We start from the raw sequence: 17,089 nt of genomic DNA, 5'->3' as shown, positions 1-17,089 counted from the left end.
CCGGCCCATCGAAGAATGGTCATTGTACGTTTCCCGAAGTAAAGGTCAGAAAGTGATGCCTATAGCCAGGCGCATGGCTGGCCGAACCGTGAACGTCGTGCGTGCGAGGGCCGTGACGTCCGCCCCGAGAGAAAGCGAGAACATGCCGACAGGCATGGTGAGGCCGATGGACGGTGCGATGACGACACCTCGTTCGCATCCGCCGATGGTGGCCTGGATGTATGGGCGTAGCTGGAAGGGCAGGCCGATGTCCGGTGTGACTCTGTAGTACGATCCCCACCAGCGCATGAAGATGGCCGTGTCCTCAGGCATGACGACATGGTAGAAGCCGAGGCCGGCCGACGAGATATCGTCGAAGCGATAACCGAGTTCGCCACCGAAGTTCGCCCAGGGCGATACTCCGTCGATGTAGCCGCCGATATCCCTGCCGAGCGCCTGTGAATGGAAGCGGAATTCGAAGCGGGAGAAACCGTCGACCGAGGTGTCGTCGGACAGGGCGATGGGCTCCGCCGTGGCATTCCGTGAATCGACGTCGGGTGCCGTCGGCTCGAACGCGGCGATGGGCATGGACGGCGAGATGGGCGCTTCCTCGGATTCCACATCCGTCGCCGTCGTCGCGACGTCGGTGGAAGCTGGCTGTATCGGTAGCGTGGCGACGTTCGATACGGCAGGTTCGCGCGACGTCGTCGTCGTACGTGCAGAAGACGACCGGTGAGACGGACGTTCCGAAATGACCGTGGCCGTCGAGGATCGTACAGGTTCACCGTCGGTCATCACTGCCGTGGGCGACGTCGTACGCGGCGCTACGGCGCCGTGCGGCGTTGCGAGGTGTTGGCCGTCGTTCGAAGCGGATGCATCGCCCGGCGTCGTTTCGACACCACGATTCATGGAAGGTTCGCCGATACCCTGGGCCGTTGCCGGACGTTGCCGTGTTGCGTCTTCGTCGTTCCTGAACAGCACCGGATACAATGCCGCGCCGATGACCATGGCGCCGAGCAGGATGAACAACTTGATGATCCCACCGGAAATCGAGCCCGCCGCGGGAGCCGTTACGACCGGTGCAGGCGGTATGAGACCGGATGCCGTGGCCGAGGCCATCAGCGAATCGAGGACGGCAGGAGGGGCCTTGATGGTGGCGGCTTCACGCTCGAAGGTGCGGCGAATGCCCACGGACGTGCGGAATTCGGCCTGGAGCGTGTTGTCCGAAGCGAGGGCGCTGAACAGGGCTTCATTCTCCTCGTTCGAGGTCTGTCCTTCGAGGAAGCGTTCGATCATATCGTCGTCGTTGTGCATCGTAGCCTCAATTCCTGAAGAGGGGAAGAAGTGCGGAACGCAGCCATTGACGTGCGCGGGAGATACGGTTGCGGACCATCGGCAGGGACGATTCCGTGGCTTCGCATATCTCCGCGTAACTCAGGCCGCCATAGACGTGCATCACCAGTGCCTCGCGATAGTGGTCGGGCAGGCTGGCGATGGCTGCGGAAAGGTGTTCCTGCAGGTCCCGGTCTTCCAGCGATTCGTCTTCCGTGGTAAGGGTGATCAACTGCGGATCGATGAAGTCCATCCGCTCGTTGCGCCGCAGGTCCAGGCACAGGTTGCGGCAGATACGCATCAGGAAGGCCGGCACGTTCTCGATCAGCTCGCCGTTGCGGAGCACGACCAGGAACTTCATGAACGTGTCCTGCAGGATATCGGCGGCGCGGGCATCACCGTTCACGACCTTCAGGGCGTAGCGGTAGACCCGGTCGGCATGGCGCCTGTACAGCTCACGGAAGGCCGCCTCGCAATCGGCGTCTCCGGCGCGTACAGCCGCCATGAGTTCGGTATCCGGTGTGGTCATTGGGTTCATCGTGTGGTTCCGTCGTGCATTCGAGGACAATGACGCACGTCGCGACGAATCGTCTCACAGGAGAATGCCGACGGAACAAAAATATTTCAGGAAGGACCGTCGTGATCCCGAGTGGGAGGTGTGCGGCGAGGATAACCTTCGCGCGGGGGTGCCGGGTGAAAGGGTGGCTTTTTGGAGGAGGCCGATGCGCTACGACGCAATCATGTACCGATGACCATGTGATTCGTCATGACTCGTCTTCGGATACTCGCCGCTGGCATTCGATGCTTCATCGTACCTGCCGCGGATGAATCGTCATTGCAGGAGTATGCATGGATGGATGAGCTATCATGATGACATTCCGGAGATATGGTCTTTCCTGCAACTGATACCGGAAACGAGCCATGTTCGAGGATGATTGCATTAATCGTATGACCGTTGTCTGTCGTTCTTCGTCGTTATTGGAGTCATGTTTCGTTCATACCGATTTCCACGGTGAGCTGTTCGATAGTGCACCTGGCATCAGTGGGTGGACAGCCCGTCAAGGCAATGTACCGGTCCGTGGTGGTGGACGTCGATAGTTGCCGTGCTTCGGATGGACAGGTCCGTGCACGGAATCCATACGGGATACTGTAATACAGGCTCGAACCCTGTGCGGGAAGGTGGTCGAATCCTGGTCGGGGAGCTGGATACGGATCGGGCAGGCCGCCATTCGGCGGCCTGCGTACGATCCGGTACGTCACGATGTAGTCCGGTACGGGTCGAAGACCGTGGAAAGGCCCGGCTTCCTCCGATTCCGTACGGTGTTGTATCGACGAACGATGACCAACGCTATGGGCATATCATCCACCGACTCCTCGGGAGCCGATGGAACGACGTCGGAATGTCGTCCTGAAAGAACGGTTCGCTACGATGGGCTGGTCGTGTCATACCGTATAGAGCGTCGTCGGTCCGATACGTCACGGAGAGCGATCACTTCCTGTCCTGGAACTCGTCGTCGTCGATCTGGGACGTCGTCACGTTGCCTTCCACACCGTTCGCATTCAGCTTGAGCTGCTGGACGCTCCAGTGCTTCTCCTTGCGGATGCCGTCGCTCGTGCTGACTTCCGTCTCGGACTGTTCGAACTTGAAGACCTGGTCCGTTTCGAAGTTGGCGCGATCGTGGAGGAACATCTTCTTCGTCTTGTCCCACTCCCTGCCCATGCTGTAGCGCATCATGAGGTTGCCGGGTGCGATACCTTCGACTACCGCCGTCGATTTTCCGGATACGTACATGTAGTGCAGGGCCTGCGTGGGATCCTTGACTTCATAGAGCTTGATCACGATGTCGCTGCTGAAGTTGTTGTCGACGATCAGACTGCATAGTCCACGTGGACCCTTCGGCGGCTCGATATACGTGCCGTTCATACCGCCGCAACCGGTCGATATGAGGACGATGGCGATGAGGATGCCGGTCAAGGTGAAGGAATGCGGGTGATCGGGTGCGGTCGACGGGAGTCGTGAACGAAGCATGCGTGAATCCTTGTTCCTGTGTTGATGAATGGACGTGGGTGATATCGATGATCATTCGGTAGTGACGATGAAGGTGCCGACGACGCCTTCCTTCGCTATGCCGGTATATTCCGCTACCCTCCATACGATGGCGTACTCTCCGGCGTCCGGTGCGGTGAAGTAGACATAGGGAAACGCATCGTCCTTCGTATTCGCCGCCACGGCCTTCCACATACCATCTTCATATCGGAAGACGGCCATGTCGATGTCCGCGATGGCCGTGGTGTCGGATGCCGTGACGACGACGTATCGCCGGTCCTTCTGCAGTTCTTGCCACATCTGGCCGGTACCGCTGATGATACCTGCCGTGAATCCGAGAGGTACGGTCTGATTGCTGAGATACATCTGCGCCATCGCGGCCTTCAGGTCGAGCTTCATGCCCTCGATCCTGCTCGCGATCTCGGGTGGATAGTCGTCGTCGGCGTCGTTGCGTCCGAGCGCTTCGGAAATGATGGCATGGGCCTGCGACATCGTGAGAGAATCCCCGTCGATGTCGAAGTCCGTGTAGTTGCGTTTGACGGCACGTACGAGCCTGCTCATGTTCTTGTCCACGACCTCAGCCTTCCATCGGGCCCGCAGTGCGGCAGTACGGAGGCGCCAGATGTTCCGATCGCGTGGCGCGAGGTCCGACGGTGGATTGCCGATCAGTGTCGTGTCGACGACGAAGGCGTCGATGACTCTCATCCTGATCCCTTCGTATACTTTCACGGATGGCTGGAAGGCGATGGGTTCACCGATCTTCAACGTTCCGATCTTCTCCGAAGGGATGGCGAAGTTGAGATTCTGTCCGCCCTGCATGATGGTATGCGCTACGCCGTAGACCTTGCCGTTGGCGTCGAGCAGCGGGCTGCCGCTGTTGCCCGGCGAGATGGCTGCCGTGAACTGGATCTGCTTACCCTGGTCCTTGACGATCCGTACGGACGATACGATGCCGTCGGAGATACTCTGCTCGAGGCCGAGCGGATTGCCGACGACGTAGATGCGTTGCCCCTGTTCCGGATCCTGTATGAGCAATGGCAGGGGAGCCACCTTCCATTCCTTCGGGACGTCGATTTCCAGGATGGCCAGGTCCAGTGCCGAATCCTGGGCGACGATATGTTTCGCATGCAGCTTCGTGCTGTCGTTCAGCTTGATCCTGACGGCCGAGGCACCGTCGATCACGTGATAGTTCGTGACGACACGTGTCCGGTCGATGAAGAAGCCACTGCCGAGTCCTTCGTCGAGGCCGAAGGCGTTCTCAGGAACCACGGTCACCACGGCAGGTTTCACGCGCTTGACCATACCGACGATATCCTGACCTCGTGCCGATGGGATACTGCCTGCCGCAAGAACGATCGCGATGACGGAGAAGAGAGGGTAACGATGGATCATGGACTGCCGGCGATCGTGGGTGGAGGCTGCGATAACCACGAAGGATACGTGACCACGGGGAATATCACGGATGATAGTATCACGAACTACGGTATCGTCATGACGAAAACAGGTCATTCGTTCACGAACAGGTTCCGGCCCCAGTCACATTCCTGTTCGGATGCACTGCGGGTAACTTTCCCGGACCCCTGTTGTTAATAGGCTACATATCCGGTCATTCTCCAGCGATCGCCATGCAGCCGTTGTTTCTCATCGTCATCCTGTCGATGCTCGTTTCCAGCAGTGCTACGGCACAGGTGGCCGTCGAACGGTGGAGGGTACCGTCCATCCAGCCGTGGTCAGCACGGCAGTACTATGCCCCGACCTACCTTCCGGAACGCGGAATGGTCGTCTATTGTTCGCCGCCATATACCGACGAAATCATGTACATCGATCTCGATCGTGGCATACGGTCGATCGTTGGACACGTCGCGGACTATCGGCGCCTGGAAGGTGAGGATGGTCTGTATGCCTTGCATCGGGATGGAACCGTCAGTCATATCGATGACGCGACGCAGGCCGTGCGGCAACTCGGAAGGGTTCCCGTCGGATCGGAAATGCTCGGCGTGGATGAATCGTCGCGGATCGTCATCTGCCGGAAGTATCCGACGCTCTATCTGGTCTATGACGACGGACAGCCGCACGTGAAGGAAGTGCGGCTCGAGGGCCCCTACGGCGACGATCAGATATCCCTCCTGGATGCCGGATCGACGGTGCTCCATGTCCAGGGATTCAGGCAATATTCCGACACGATCGAACCGCGCGTCGTTCGATACGATGTCGGGTCGGGCCTCGTGACGTCCGACGTCGCCGTGCCGACAGCTACCTTCATGCAAATGGTGTCGAAACGCACCCTGTACGTGGGCGATTCGACCTACATGGATCTCACGAGCGGCAGGTTCTTCACGCGGGGCCGGACAACAGTGTATCCCTTCGTGATGGATACGATCCACGTCAGTACCCGGTACTCCGTCTCGATGGACACGTTGATCGTATCCCTCAACGTCGATACGGCGCGCAGTCCGTCCACGATCTATCGTCTTCCGGTGCAACGACAGTATCAGGAGATATATCCACGAGGCGGATACTTCCACGTGGTTGCCGGCGATCGGTACTGGACCATCGATGTGGTGGGAATGTCCATCGTCGATTCGGGGCGTAACGACGTTCCACTCACGTTCGAACGGAATCCGTTCGCCGTGAGCAGGGACGGCGCCATCGGCCTGTACGTCGAGCATTCCCTCGAACGCGGTGACAAACTCTTCGTAGTGGACAGGACCAGGCGCCGTGTAGTGGACAGCATTCCCGGAATCTTCATGCCGAGATCGAGCGCCTTCCACGTCGAAGGCGATTCCATCGTGGCCTGGTATGAAACCGCAGTCGTCGGGATGGCGCGCCGTACACTGCGGAACGACAGGGTCGTTCGCAGCTTCGGCAGGAACAACCTCTGGTTCCGCCGCTACCTCGGTGACGGCAGATCGTTGTGCAGTATCGATTCGATGGGGACGTATGCCATCGTACCGGCGGGCGATGCTCCGGTTCAGTGTCCGCCGCTGAAGACCTTCTCCCTCGGTGGGGCACAGATGGACAAGCCGGTGATGCTCGATCCCGAGGGTATGCAGTTGCATCTCACGGCCACCGGATACATGAACGTCGATATCTCGACGCAGGCTACGTCCGCGCATCGGTCGTACAAGGATCTGATTCTCTCCATGCGTCGGGACTACTGGCAAGTCCAGGTCGTTGGTACAGGAGGCGATACGCTCGTCGCCCTCACTCCGGGTGGCACGAGATCGCACGTGCGGATCATCGGTCCCGACGGTATCGATAGCGTGGATATCGGTCGGGTTGTCGGAAACATGATGGTATGGGACAACCGGACGCCACGCGCGGTCGTTCTCGCATCGATGACCGATACGGAGTTGATCGTCGTCGATGCCGTCGCGCGGAAGTCGTATCTCGTATCGCCCGTTGCCCGGATATGGTCGTTCCGTGCCTGCGAGGACGGTTCGGGACTGATGATCGAGTATGCCTACGGCGATTCGCTGATGTTGTACGATTTCAGGAACGATACCATCCTGTGGAAAGGAAAGAGACCGTTCGACGCACAGTATACTGCGCCGGATGCGTCGGCTGTCATCGTCGCACAGAGGTCGCAGGATACGGTCCACGTGAGGCGACATCCACATGAAGGGCCACCCGTCGAGATCTGCGAGCCCGTTCCCGTACCGACGCTCGCGCGGTTCACCGTATCGGGATTCGCCGATGCCATCGTCTGGCACGATCGCGACACAATCCATCGTATGGACATTGCGGATCGCAGCGTCGTATCGCATCGCATGGAGATGCCGTTCCCGAATGGAGAAGTACCTGCGATTTCCACCGACAGACATGGCCGGACGGCATTCTTCATGCACCGGGGGTCAGTGGGACTGGACATCGGTAAGTACGAATTCTATATCGGTGCGTTGAACTTCTCCGACGGCAGGGGGTATCTCATACCGTCGGTGTTCAATATGGGAACACCGGAGGTGGTGAAGGCCAGTCCGGATCCGATCTACTACGATCGATACATGGAGAGTATCATGATCGATGGGAACGGAAGGATCACGGGATGCTATCCCACGTACACCATGGCTCAAATGGAGAACCGGAATATCCTCTGCGGAGGATGGGTCGGACTGCCACCGGTCGGAATGTCGGAGTTCGCAGTGGGTACGCTTTCATGGTCCGGACAGGAATATCCGAAGCGGCTGGTCGATATCGTCGACTATGGTGGCGTGCCGGTAGCCATCGGCAGGAATCGCTCGGCCGTCTTCGCGGTCGAGAAAGAATCGCCGAAGATCGAGTATTACTACAGGGCGTCGCCGGATGCCGAAGCGCTGTTCCTCGGCACGGAGTATGTATCATCCAGTCCCTCGCTGGACTATGTCTTCGCGAGGCGTGGTGATTCCATTCTCTGCTATCGCACGCGTGACGGCAAGGTGTTGTATGGATGCCCGTACCATGCCTTCGGCACGGTGAAACAGTGGACTGACGATCATTCGGCCGTCGTCGTACGCAATACGGATGTACGGATGCTGGATCTCGATCCGGATGCCACCTTCGTTGCCGAGCAGTCACGATCGGAGAGCGATGTACGTGGTACGACGACATCCGAGCGGGCCTTCGACGTCCTCGGAAGGGAAGTCGATATCGACGCGAGTGGACCGAAGATCATCGTCCACACGGACGCGTCCGGGAGAAACAGTACGCGGAAGATCTATACGCCATAGTCGTGTTTGCAGGCGTGCCGCACGCGGTCGACGGATCGTGAATGGATGACGTCGTCGGATGCTATAGCTTCGCCTCGAGTTCCGTCTTCACGCGCCCGGACCACTCGTCCTTCAGGATGCTGAGAACGATACTGTCCCGACGTCCTCCGTTCGGTTTCGGCATGTGGCTTCGAAGTATTCCTTCGATGGTACAGCCGACGCTCTTCATCGCTGCGATACTGCGTGCATTGTCCTTGTCGGCGCACAACTCGACACGCTCCATACCGAGCGTTTCGAATGCATACCGGAACAGCAGGTACTTGCAATGCTTGTTCACCTTCGTGCCCTGGAAGGCACTTCCATACCACGTATAGCCGATCTGCAGCGACAGATAGTCGGGTTGTATGCCGTAGAAGCGCGTACAGCCTGCGTACGCTTGTTGCAGCTTGTCGAAGACGATGAAGGGATGATGATCTCTCTTGCTGCGACTGACGATGGCCTGTTCCAGATAGCGAAGCAGATCGCGTTCATCGACGATCCGCGACGGTGAATACTTCCACAGACCCGCGTCGGTCTGGACGAAGGGCAGAAGGTGATGGAAGTCGGCTTCGGTCAACGTTCGCAGTCGTACGGCACTGTCCTCCAGCACGATATCGGATGCAAGTATCTGCTTCGGGTTCGGACTAGGATCTTGGACCATGGTCGGTATGAAGTGATGGGTGATCGGCGACGTCCGATCGGAGTACGATCCAGCGGAATCACCCAGTATATGAAATGTCCGGAACGCATGGGCGCCCCGGACATTCATGTTGTCGGCATCATGATATGCTAACGTTCGCGTCGGCCGAAGAGTAGTCTGTCGATAGAGAATCTTCCCGGACCGAGGGCGAGGAATACGATAGCGACGATGAGGAAGATGGCCGGCAGTTCATAGGCCGGTCCACCCGTCATCGATACGAAGGGATCGCCGCGCTTGACCATGTGGAGCCACGTCGCGACCGTCATCGTCGATGCGATACCCAACGACGCCAGTGGCGTCAGCAGGCCGAGAGCCCAGGCCAGTCCACCTCCGAATTCGGAAAGCGCTGCGAGAGCCTGGAATGGCGGCGGTGCGAGGGGATCGGGTCCCATCCAGTTGAACGGATCCTGGATCTTCGACGACCCGTGTATCATGAAGGCTATGCCCGTGACCAGGCGGAGCAGCAGGAGCGCCACATCCTCGAACGACGTATGATCCGGTACGGTGAAGAATTTCCTGATCGACATGACGATACCTTCTGTTGTGGATTATCCTTCGGCGAGGTAGTCTTCGAGCTGGTCCATCGTGCCGCCGAAGCCGTGCTTCATCGACTCGTGGCCTTCCTTGAACGTCGCACGTTCTTCATCCGTGGCATTCACAGGAATGCTGCGGATTGTAAGTGTCGTCTGGCCATCATGTTCCAGGAAATGGATCGTATTGAGCGTTTCCAGCGGCCACGTATCGCTCAGAGGATGACGGGTGACGCCTCCGTGTTCGTCGGAAAAGGAAACGATGAAGGTGAGGAGTTCCGGTGCGGCGATCTCGCGATAGGTGAATCGTCCCCACATCGTCAGGTCGTTACCGTCCATGCGGTAGTGGAAGGTTCCACCCGGACGGAATTCGAGCTTGAGGACGGTCAGGTCGAAGCCCTTTGGGCCCCACCAGCGAGCGAGGCGCTCGGCTTCGGAGAAGGCTCTGAAGACGATGTCGCGGGGTGCGTCGAACGTGCGTGAGATGACGAATTCTTCGTTCATGGTGTCTACGGACATTGTCGTTTCTCGTGGAGATGAATGAATGATATGGCGATTCAGGAGTTGACGGCAGGCTGTTCGATCAAGGTCGCGAGATGCTCTGCGAGACGTTCGAGGGTTTGTCGCCCACCTTCGAGGGCGCCGTATTCGTTGACGACACGATCGCGTTCCTCGATCGACGGGAAGAGCATGCGCAAGGTGAGCAGGGTCCTGCTGCCCTGTTCCTCGAAGGTCACGGTGACGTTGAACGTTCCGGGATCTCCTTCGACGCCTGAGCCATGCGTATAGACGAGACGTTCGGGACGTATCACTTCGTCGAAGACGATCTGATTCGGATAGTCGACGCCGTCCGGGCCATGCATGATGAAGAGCCACCTGCCGCCGGGCCGTACGTCGATTTCATGGAAGGTATTCGTGAAGCCTCGTGGGCCCCACCACTTGAGGAGCATCGCAGGTTCCGTCCATGCCTTGAAGACGAGGTCCCGTGGTGCGTCGAAAACGCGTGTGAGGACGAGGTCGGGTGTGTCGGCCGTCATTGTTCGATCCTGTCGAATAGTATGAATGTCGTTATGATCCGTGGATGTGTCGTATGCGTCCGTTCAACGGACAGCCAGATACTCTTCGAGACGGTTGAAGCTTTCCACCCATCCGCCCTTGGATAGCTCGCGTTCGGCGTCATTGTCGGGTGTTCTCGAGATGCGGAGCGTGAGCATCGTCCTTCCCGCATCCTCGGTGAGGGATATCGTCGTAAGGACTTTCAGTGGCCAGTTCCCGCTCATACCGTAGTGCTGTGCCGGCACGATGTTGCCCTCGGCATCCGAAAAACTGTCGTCGAAGACGATTCTCTCGCCGGGCACGAGTTCGCGATAGGTGGCGATGCCCCAGTAGTCCTGTCCTTCGGGCGATCGCATGCAGTAGTGGAACGTACCACCGGGACGTGGGTCGATCATGCAGTGAACGACGGTATAGTCTCTCGGGCCCCACCAGTTACGAATGCGCTCCGGATCCATGAATGCCTTGAAGACCAGATCGCGCGGAGCGTCGAAGGTGTGGGTGACGATGATGTCGTTGTCGGATGTCATGGCAGGGGCTCCGTCGATGATGGGGTCGATGATTGATTGGCGGCACGCATCTCCTCCTTCAGCAACTCGTCCAATGCATCGAGCCGTTGCGTCCACAGCTTGCGCATATGATCGATCCATCGTTCCATTTCCGTGATCCTCGTTTGGTTGATGGCATAGATGCGTTGCTGTGCCCTGGTCTCCACATGCACCAGGCCCGCTTCCCGCAGGATCTTGAGATGCTGGGAGATGGCGGGTGCGCTCATGGCGTACTGACTGCTGATCCCCTTGACCGACATCCGCCCCTTGCTCGCCAGCATCTCCACGATGCTGAGGCGGGTCGGATCGGCGAGGGCTGCGAATACGTGTGCTTGCATGGTTGCGAACCTACAGCTTAATTAAGTGATTGCCTAATTAAAAATCGAAGTTGATGTCCGTCGTAGGGACCGGAGGTAGGGTCGAACACGATCCAGAAGGTGCTAACGTACCGATTTCATGAATACTTGCGCGATCGCGGGATGTCCGCTGAACGGAATGTCGTAGCGTCGATGGTTCGCGAAAAAGGGGGGGCACGGCGAACGGCTGTTCCGGAATCGACATATCGCCACCGCCATTGCACCATGGGTCGTCTCCGGCGCATTGGAACGCGGCAGACCTGGGAAACCTTCGTTCTCCCTGGCCCTATGCAGGTCGTTCTGGACAGCGGCATGGCTGCAATTCCCTGCCCTCGCCCTACTTCTCGGACAACGAATCGCTTGTCACGGCGACGGGCAGAGCATCTTTGCCGTGATCATTTCCGGTCCGATGACGTCGGTGCTGACGATGGTCCTGGCAATCATCCACGATCGGTTGCGATTGCGATATATCCGCACGAACATGTATAGGACCGGCAGTCACGGAACATTGCCGGGCCAGGATGACATTACCGACGGCGGGTGAAGCGTACTTGCGCTCCGCCTGTCATCGACGGATCGGTGATGGATTGAGGGACGGAATCTGCCGTTGGTGCCAGTACGGATAGGTCATGGGAACGTCGCTGGCAGCATCGAGACGTCGGATATGTTCGGGCGACAGTTCCCATCCGACCGCATCGAGATTCTCCCGTAGCTGTTCCTCGTTGCGCGCACCGATGACGAGGCTCGATACCGTGGGACGTTGCAACAGCCAGTTGAGGGAGATCTGGGCCATGGTCCTTCCCGTTTCCCCCGCGATATCTTCGAGGACGTCGGTGGTCGAGTAGAAGACGTCGTCGGCAATGACGGCCTGGGGAACCGGGCTGCCGCCTGCTGCCACGCGTCCTTCCTTCGGTGCAGGTCTCGAACGGCCATACTTTCCGCCCAGACGTCCACCGGCAAGTGGACTCCAGACCAGTGCGCCGATACCTTGATCGATACCGAGAGGCATGAGCTCCCATTCGTATTCGCGATTGACGAGCGAATAGTATACCTGATGGGCGACGTAGCGACTCCAGCCATACGTTTCCGAGATGGCCAGCGACTTCATGAGGTGCCAGCCTGAGAAGTTCGAGCAGGCGATGTAGCGCACCTTGCCGCTGCGAACGAGATCGTCGAGTGTCCGCAACGTTTCTTCGACCGGAGTGTTGGCATCGAAGCCGTGCATGTGATAGACGTCGATATAGTCCGTGTTCAGCCGCCGCAGACTGTCTTCGCACGCCTTGACGAGGTGAGAACGCGACGAGCCGCGCTCATTCGGGGAAGGGCCCATCGGAAACGTTGCCTTCGTCGACAGGATGATCTTGTCGCGCAGACCGTCGATGGCCTTGCCAAGGATCTCTTCCGACAATCCCTTCGAATAGATATTGGCCGTATCGAAGAAGTTCACTCCGGCATCCATGCAGAGTCCGATCATGCGCGATGCTTCCGCGACCTGCGTCGATCCCCACAGGCCGAAATTGCCTGTTCCTCCGAACGTCGCCGTGCCGAAGCAGAGGACGGGGACGTAGAGTCCCGACGCTCCGAGCTGCCTGCGTTCCATCGTTGTACTCCTGGATGATGAGGCAGGCAATGACGCATGGCGCGGGCACTTCGTGCGGATCGCTGTACGGTGGATAACCGGATGCCCTGTCGATAGATGCCGATGGCGGTATCTTGGGCCATCAATACCGTCAATCATTCACATCATCCGACATGAGCGATATCGCATTCACCAACGAAGAGAAAGAAATCCTCTCCGGAAAGCTCCAGGGCTACCTGCTGAAGGAACTCGATTACGAGATCGGGCGCTTCGATGCGGAATTCCTTCTCGACTTCATCACGAAGGAACTCGGGGTCTACTATTACAACCGTGGTCTCTATGATGCACGCGCCGTCATCGAGAAACGGTTCGACGAATTCACCGACGCCGTCTATCAGCTCGAGAAGCCGACGGACTTCATGAGGTGACGTTCGTCAAGTCTCGAGGGATATGCGTCAGGACGCCGCCTTCGACAACTGCATCGATCGCATCATCCTGCTGCCGCAGGTAAGGATCATCAGACCGAGAATGGCCGTCATTGCCATGGCGCCTGCCATCGGTACGGCGCTGTGAGCGTCGAGGGAACCGACGACGACGGTGGCCAGTGCTCCGATTCCCATCTGCATCGCACCCATGACGGAAGAGGCGCTGCCTGCGTTACGTTCGAACGGGGCGAGCGACAGGGCCGTCGAATTCGGCATCGTCAGGCCCGCGCAACTGAGGAAGCAGAAGATCGTGGCGATCGTGCCGCCGAGTCCGAGCCAGCCGAAGGTGATGCCCATGTAGAAGAAGAGACCGATCAGCGACTGACATGTCATCGCCGCGAGCACGATCTGCTCGCTCCTGTAGCGCTTCAGCAGCAAGGTATTCATCTGCGATGCACCGATGAGTCCCATGGCGAGAAAGGCGAAGATCCAGCCGTACTGCCGTTCCGTTACCCTGAAGTACTCCATGAAGACGACGGGCGATCCGGAGATGTAGACGAAGAGACCGGAGAAGGCGATGGAGCCGGCCAGCGTATAGGTATAGAACTGCGGGGTCCTGAGGATGGACCAGAAGTTCCGGAGAATGAGCACCGGATGCAGCACATGGGACGGGTCGGGTCCCTTCGTTTCCGGCAGTGTGAAGCGGACCGCCGTGAGGATCAGGACCGCGATGATGGCGAGGCTGACGAAGACACTCTGCCAGCCCAGTGCTGCCGTGAGATAGCCGCCGGCCGTGGGTGCGATCAGCGGCGAGAGCCCCACCACGAGGATCAGCTTGGAGAATACCCTGGCGATATCGCTTACGGGGAAGAGGTCGCGCACCATGGCCATGGCCGCGACCGAGGCGGCGCACCCGCCGATGGCCTGGACGAAACGCCATACGATCAGGGCGTCGATCGACGCACTGGCGAAACATCCCAGAGCAGCCGCGATATAGATCAGCAGACCGACATAGAGCGGGTACTTCCTCCCGAACCGGTCGAGCAGCGGACCGTAGATCAACTGACCGATGGAAATGCCGATGAAGTAGCTGGACAGCGAATAGGCTACCTGCGGTACCGTCGTGTGAAGATCACGCGCGATGGCCGGAAAGCCGGGCAGATACATATCGATGGAGAAGGGGCCGAGGGCCGTCAACGATCCCAGCGTGAGGATCAGTTTCAGGTAGGTTGTTCCGGACATGGTGACTCGGTATGAAGAGTTCAAGGTTCTTTACCGCAAACATCGTGGCGCCCTTTCACGATGGAGGGGGAAAGTTATTGCGCGGAAATGTCGTATCACGAGCCGACGACCTGAAATAATACCGGCATACCACGATGCCCGGGAGGGCAAATAAGCCGTACTTTCGCCCGGTTCGATACCGAACTTCCGCGATGCGCCGGGCACGAGGCTTCGCGGATACATTCCTACAGTGTACCAGGATGTCATATGGGATTGCGTTACGTTTCCCTTACGGTCATGGCGGCTGCCTTCCTCGCATCGGCAGGTACCGTCCAGGCCCAGCTCGAAGAACTCAGGCAACCGGAGCAGAAACGTTCCGAAGCCGGTGTACTCAACATGGAACTGCGCTGCAGGATGGATGCCGTGACGGTGGCGGGCAAGACCATCCAGGCGCGACTGTACAATGCCACCATGCCGAGCGCCACGATGCACGTCCGTGCAGGCGATACGCTCAAGATCAAACTGATCAACGACATGCCGCCGAACGAGGATCAGGATCTGCCCGATCAGGGGAACTATCCCCAGCGGATCAACACCACCAACATCCATACGCACGGTCTGAACGTCGAACCGGATGGATATGCGGACAACGTCCTGCTGTCCATCCTGCCCGGTGAGACCGTCGACTATGTAATTCCGATTCCGTCGGATCACCCCTCGGGTTCGTACTGGTACCATCCTCACCACCATGCGAGCACGATGCCGCAGGTGATGAGCGGCATGGCCGGCTTCATCGTCGTCGACGATGAAATGGGCAAGACGCCGGAGGACCTGTACAACATCCCCGACGTACAGATGATCTTCCAGGCCCTGACCTATCATCCGAACACGATGACCATTCCGTGGCCGAAACGCTCGGGTGCGGGTTTCGGCGCCTATTCGGGCACGGTCAACACGCCCATCGTCGTCAACGGCATGGAGCAGGCCAAGCTCACGCTCCGCCCCGGTGAGATTCGCCGCTTCCGCATGTGCAACGCGTTGAATTCGGACATCGTCCGTATCCATCTCAAGCGCGGTCAGGGCGATACGGCACGTGCCCTCGACGTCACGGAGATCGCCCTCGATGGTATCTATCTGCGCAGGCCGATGAACCGCGACTTCGTCGAACTCATTCCCGGTGATCGTTCCGATATCCTGGTCCAGGCTCCGGACGATGGCGCCGAATACTGGGTGGTAATGGATCACTACGATCAGAGCTATCGATTCAAGAGCTCGCGCGATCTGGTACGTCTCGATATCTCCGGAGAGCCGAACACGATGCAGATGCCCACGGCACTGCCCGTTTCGTTCGCGAAGGGCGACATCGAGGCATCGGAAATCACGGGACATCGCAACGTCTACTTCTCCATCGTGAACTCCGACAGCGTCGGGAAGTCCACGGATACGACGCTGATCACGCGTGTCTTCCAGGTGGACAGCATGCCGTTCAACCATGACGTCACGAATATGACGCTGAAGGCGGGTGACGTGGAAGAGTGGTACATCACGAACGACAGCAGGGGCTTCCATCCCTTCCACATCCACGTCAACGAATTCCAGGTCGTCGGCGTACGCAAGCTCGGCTCGTCCGATTCGACCGTCATCGACGAACCGGTATGGAACGACGTCGTCATGCTCGATACGATGGCTACGACGCGTATCCGCATGCGCCTGTCCGATGTCTCCGGCAAGACGGTGATGCACTGCCACTTCCTCGGCCACGAAGACATGGGAATGATGAACGTCATCGACATCGTTCCGAAGACGAGCGCCATTCACGAAGCGCCGTGGACGGAACCCGAGCTGTTCCCGAATCCTGCGGTCGGACGCTATACGACGGTGCGCATCCACGTTCCGGACTTCCTGAACGGCACACCCGTCGATATCGCGATCCACGACATCACCGGTGCCGTCGTACACAAGCGTACGGTAACGGGTGGCCAGGAAACGATGGTGACGCTCGACGTCGCCGATCTTACGGCCGGTACATACTACGTCCTCGTTCGCGGTGGACGTAATTATCACGAATCGTCGAAACTCGTTCTCATTCGATGAAGATCTTCGCAACTCTCGTTGTCGCACTCTGCATCGTGCTCGGCACGGTGCAGAGTGCCGACATGCCGTCCGTGCAGCGTCCGGACGGTTCTTCCGTCGACGTCATGCAGCTTTCACGCACGCATCCGGTCGTCGTCGTACGCTACCTCGGATACCGTTGCGAGCATTGTGTCCGCCAGATCCTCCTGCTCAACAAGAACGCGGCGCGGCTGAAGGAGAAAGGCGCCATCGTCGTCGGTATCAGCAACGATCCTCCCTTCCGCAACGTCGAAGCCGAACAGGAACTGAAACTGGATACCGCAACGATACGGCTGGCCAGCGATACGGCCGGTGCGTTCGCCCATTCCATCGGTGCACGTATCGACGAACGGGACGGTACGACGACCGATCTCCATGCGACGATCGTGCTCAGGCAAGGCAGGATCGTCTTCGAGAAGCTCGGTACCACACCGTACATGGACGTCGAGCGTATCCTCAAGGCGCTGGAAGAGTGAAGATCTC

At 58.7% G+C, this 17,089-nt stretch carries 17 protein-coding genes; 5 read left to right on the top strand and 12 right to left on the bottom strand.

Annotation, left to right across the window (positions count from 1 at the left end; all coding sequences use genetic code 11):
* Positions 1 to 45 precede the first annotated feature (45 nt).
* Together BGO89_07695 and BGO89_07690 are read right to left on the bottom strand one after the other, a co-directional pair.
* Complete coding sequence (locus BGO89_07695; GenBank protein ID OJX57843.1) at positions 46 to 1,293, bottom strand: hypothetical protein; 1,248 nt, start codon at positions 1,291 to 1,293, stop codon at positions 46 to 48.
* Between the two features lie 7 nt (positions 1,294 to 1,300).
* The gene (locus BGO89_07690; GenBank protein OJX57842.1) at positions 1,301 to 1,879 is read right to left on the bottom strand and encodes a hypothetical protein; all 579 of its coding nucleotides are present in this window, start codon (positions 1,877 to 1,879) and stop codon (positions 1,301 to 1,303) included.
* 544 nt (positions 1,880 to 2,423) lie between these two features.
* Between BGO89_07690 and BGO89_07685 the strand changes: the two genes are divergently transcribed.
* Entirely contained in the window at positions 2,424 to 2,723 is a 300-nt protein-coding gene (locus BGO89_07685; protein ID OJX57841.1) for a hypothetical protein, read from the top strand.
* 77 nt (positions 2,724 to 2,800) lie between these two features.
* Here BGO89_07685 and BGO89_07680 read toward each other — a convergent pair whose 3' ends face one another.
* A complete protein-coding gene (locus BGO89_07680; GenBank protein ID OJX57840.1) occupies positions 2,801 to 3,340 on the bottom strand; it encodes a hypothetical protein in 540 nt (179 codons plus the stop codon).
* A gap of 51 nt (positions 3,341 to 3,391) precedes the next feature.
* A complete protein-coding gene (locus tag BGO89_07675) occupies positions 3,392 to 4,789 on the bottom strand; it encodes a hypothetical protein (protein ID OJX57839.1) in 1,398 nt (465 codons plus the stop codon).
* A 194-nt stretch (positions 4,790 to 4,983) separates the two neighbouring features.
* Between BGO89_07675 and BGO89_07670 the strand changes: the two genes are divergently transcribed.
* Entirely contained in the window at positions 4,984 to 8,064 is a 3,081-nt protein-coding gene (locus tag BGO89_07670; protein ID OJX57838.1) for a hypothetical protein, read from the top strand.
* A gap of 61 nt (positions 8,065 to 8,125) precedes the next feature.
* On the opposite strand, the gene BGO89_07665 is transcribed toward BGO89_07670, so the two are convergent.
* The 7 genes from BGO89_07665 to BGO89_07635 all read right to left on the bottom strand — a co-directional run bounded on the left by BGO89_07665 (position 8,126) and on the right by BGO89_07635 (position 12,869).
* Entirely contained in the window at positions 8,126 to 8,743 is a 618-nt protein-coding gene (locus tag BGO89_07665; protein OJX57863.1) for a GNAT family N-acetyltransferase, read from the bottom strand.
* Between the two features lie 128 nt (positions 8,744 to 8,871).
* Positions 8,872 to 9,309: a DoxX family protein gene (locus BGO89_07660; protein ID OJX57837.1), complete on the bottom strand. Its 438-nt coding sequence runs from the start codon at positions 9,307 to 9,309 to the stop codon at positions 8,872 to 8,874.
* A gap of 21 nt (positions 9,310 to 9,330) precedes the next feature.
* Positions 9,331 to 9,831 carry a polyketide cyclase gene (locus tag BGO89_07655; protein ID OJX57836.1) on the bottom strand — a complete coding sequence of 167 codons (501 nt, stop codon included), beginning with the start codon at positions 9,829 to 9,831 and terminating at the stop codon, positions 9,331 to 9,333.
* A 38-nt stretch (positions 9,832 to 9,869) separates the two neighbouring features.
* Complete coding sequence (locus BGO89_07650; protein OJX57835.1) at positions 9,870 to 10,349, bottom strand: ATPase; 480 nt, start codon at positions 10,347 to 10,349, stop codon at positions 9,870 to 9,872.
* Positions 10,350 to 10,412: 63 nt separating this feature from the next.
* Entirely contained in the window at positions 10,413 to 10,895 is a 483-nt protein-coding gene (locus tag BGO89_07645) for a hypothetical protein (GenBank protein OJX57834.1), read from the bottom strand.
* Complete coding sequence (locus tag BGO89_07640; protein OJX57833.1) at positions 10,892 to 11,251, bottom strand: hypothetical protein; 360 nt, start codon at positions 11,249 to 11,251, stop codon at positions 10,892 to 10,894. The genes BGO89_07645 and BGO89_07640 overlap by 4 nt, the downstream gene beginning before the upstream one ends.
* A 583-nt stretch (positions 11,252 to 11,834) precedes the next feature.
* Positions 11,835 to 12,869 carry an aldo/keto reductase gene (locus BGO89_07635; GenBank protein OJX57832.1) on the bottom strand — a complete coding sequence of 345 codons (1,035 nt, stop codon included), beginning with the start codon at positions 12,867 to 12,869 and terminating at the stop codon, positions 11,835 to 11,837.
* A gap of 152 nt (positions 12,870 to 13,021) precedes the next feature.
* Here BGO89_07635 and BGO89_07630 point away from each other — a divergent pair, with 152 nt between their 5' ends.
* A complete protein-coding gene (locus tag BGO89_07630) occupies positions 13,022 to 13,276 on the top strand; it encodes a hypothetical protein (GenBank protein ID OJX57831.1) in 255 nt (84 codons plus the stop codon).
* 27 nt (positions 13,277 to 13,303) lie between these two features.
* Here the strand turns inward: BGO89_07630 and BGO89_07625 are convergent, their stop codons facing one another.
* Positions 13,304 to 14,515: a Bcr/CflA family drug resistance efflux transporter gene (locus tag BGO89_07625; protein OJX57830.1), complete on the bottom strand. Its 1,212-nt coding sequence runs from the start codon at positions 14,513 to 14,515 to the stop codon at positions 13,304 to 13,306.
* A 246-nt stretch (positions 14,516 to 14,761) separates the two neighbouring features.
* On the opposite strand from BGO89_07625, the gene BGO89_07620 reads away from it, so the two are divergent.
* Both BGO89_07620 and BGO89_07615 read left to right on the top strand, forming a co-directional pair.
* Positions 14,762 to 16,588, top strand: a complete 1,827-nt coding sequence (locus BGO89_07620; protein ID OJX57829.1) for a hypothetical protein — start codon at positions 14,762 to 14,764, stop codon at positions 16,586 to 16,588.
* Entirely contained in the window at positions 16,585 to 17,082 is a 498-nt protein-coding gene (locus BGO89_07615; GenBank protein ID OJX57828.1) for a hypothetical protein, read from the top strand. The genes BGO89_07620 and BGO89_07615 overlap by 4 nt, the downstream gene beginning before the upstream one ends.
* Positions 17,083 to 17,089: the final 7 nt, after the last annotated feature.

Source organism: Candidatus Kapaibacterium thiocyanatum (genome assembly GCA_001899175.1).
In the GTDB taxonomy this organism is placed as follows: Bacteria; Bacteroidota; Ignavibacteria; order Kapaibacteriales; family Kapaibacteriaceae; genus Kapaibacterium; species Kapaibacterium thiocyanatum.
Note: the sequence above shows the minus strand (reverse complement) of the source record. Positions and strands in the feature narration are given on the sequence as shown.

Bases quoted from the DNA above. Each gene is read 5' to 3' on its own strand.
- BGO89_07680 (OJX57840.1), bottom strand. From the start codon at position 3,340: ATGCTTCGTTCACGACTCCCGTCGACCGCACCCGATCACCCGCATTCC.
- BGO89_07655 (OJX57836.1), bottom strand. From the start codon at position 9,831: ATGTCCGTAGACACCATGAACGAAGAATTCGTCATCTCACGCACGTTC.
- BGO89_07615 (OJX57828.1), top strand. From the start codon at position 16,585: ATGAAGATCTTCGCAACTCTCGTTGTCGCACTCTGCATCGTGCTCGGC.
- BGO89_07665 (OJX57863.1), bottom strand. From the start codon at position 8,743: ATGGTCCAAGATCCTAGTCCGAACCCGAAGCAGATACTTGCATCCGAT.
- BGO89_07625 (OJX57830.1), bottom strand. From the start codon at position 14,515: ATGTCCGGAACAACCTACCTGAAACTGATCCTCACGCTGGGATCGTTG.
- BGO89_07620 (OJX57829.1), top strand. From the start codon at position 14,762: ATGGGATTGCGTTACGTTTCCCTTACGGTCATGGCGGCTGCCTTCCTC.
- BGO89_07640 (OJX57833.1), bottom strand. From the start codon at position 11,251: ATGCAAGCACACGTATTCGCAGCCCTCGCCGATCCGACCCGCCTCAGC.
- BGO89_07645 (OJX57834.1), bottom strand. From the start codon at position 10,895: ATGACATCCGACAACGACATCATCGTCACCCACACCTTCGACGCTCCG.
- BGO89_07695 (OJX57843.1), bottom strand. From the start codon at position 1,293: ATGCACAACGACGACGATATGATCGAACGCTTCCTCGAAGGACAGACC.
- BGO89_07670 (OJX57838.1), top strand. From the start codon at position 4,984: ATGCAGCCGTTGTTTCTCATCGTCATCCTGTCGATGCTCGTTTCCAGC.
- BGO89_07635 (OJX57832.1), bottom strand. From the start codon at position 12,869: ATGGAACGCAGGCAGCTCGGAGCGTCGGGACTCTACGTCCCCGTCCTC.
- BGO89_07650 (OJX57835.1), bottom strand. From the start codon at position 10,349: ATGACGGCCGACACACCCGACCTCGTCCTCACACGCGTTTTCGACGCA.
- BGO89_07630 (OJX57831.1), top strand. From the start codon at position 13,022: ATGAGCGATATCGCATTCACCAACGAAGAGAAAGAAATCCTCTCCGGA.
- BGO89_07685 (OJX57841.1), top strand. From the start codon at position 2,424: ATGGACAGGTCCGTGCACGGAATCCATACGGGATACTGTAATACAGGC.
- BGO89_07660 (OJX57837.1), bottom strand. From the start codon at position 9,309: ATGTCGATCAGGAAATTCTTCACCGTACCGGATCATACGTCGTTCGAG.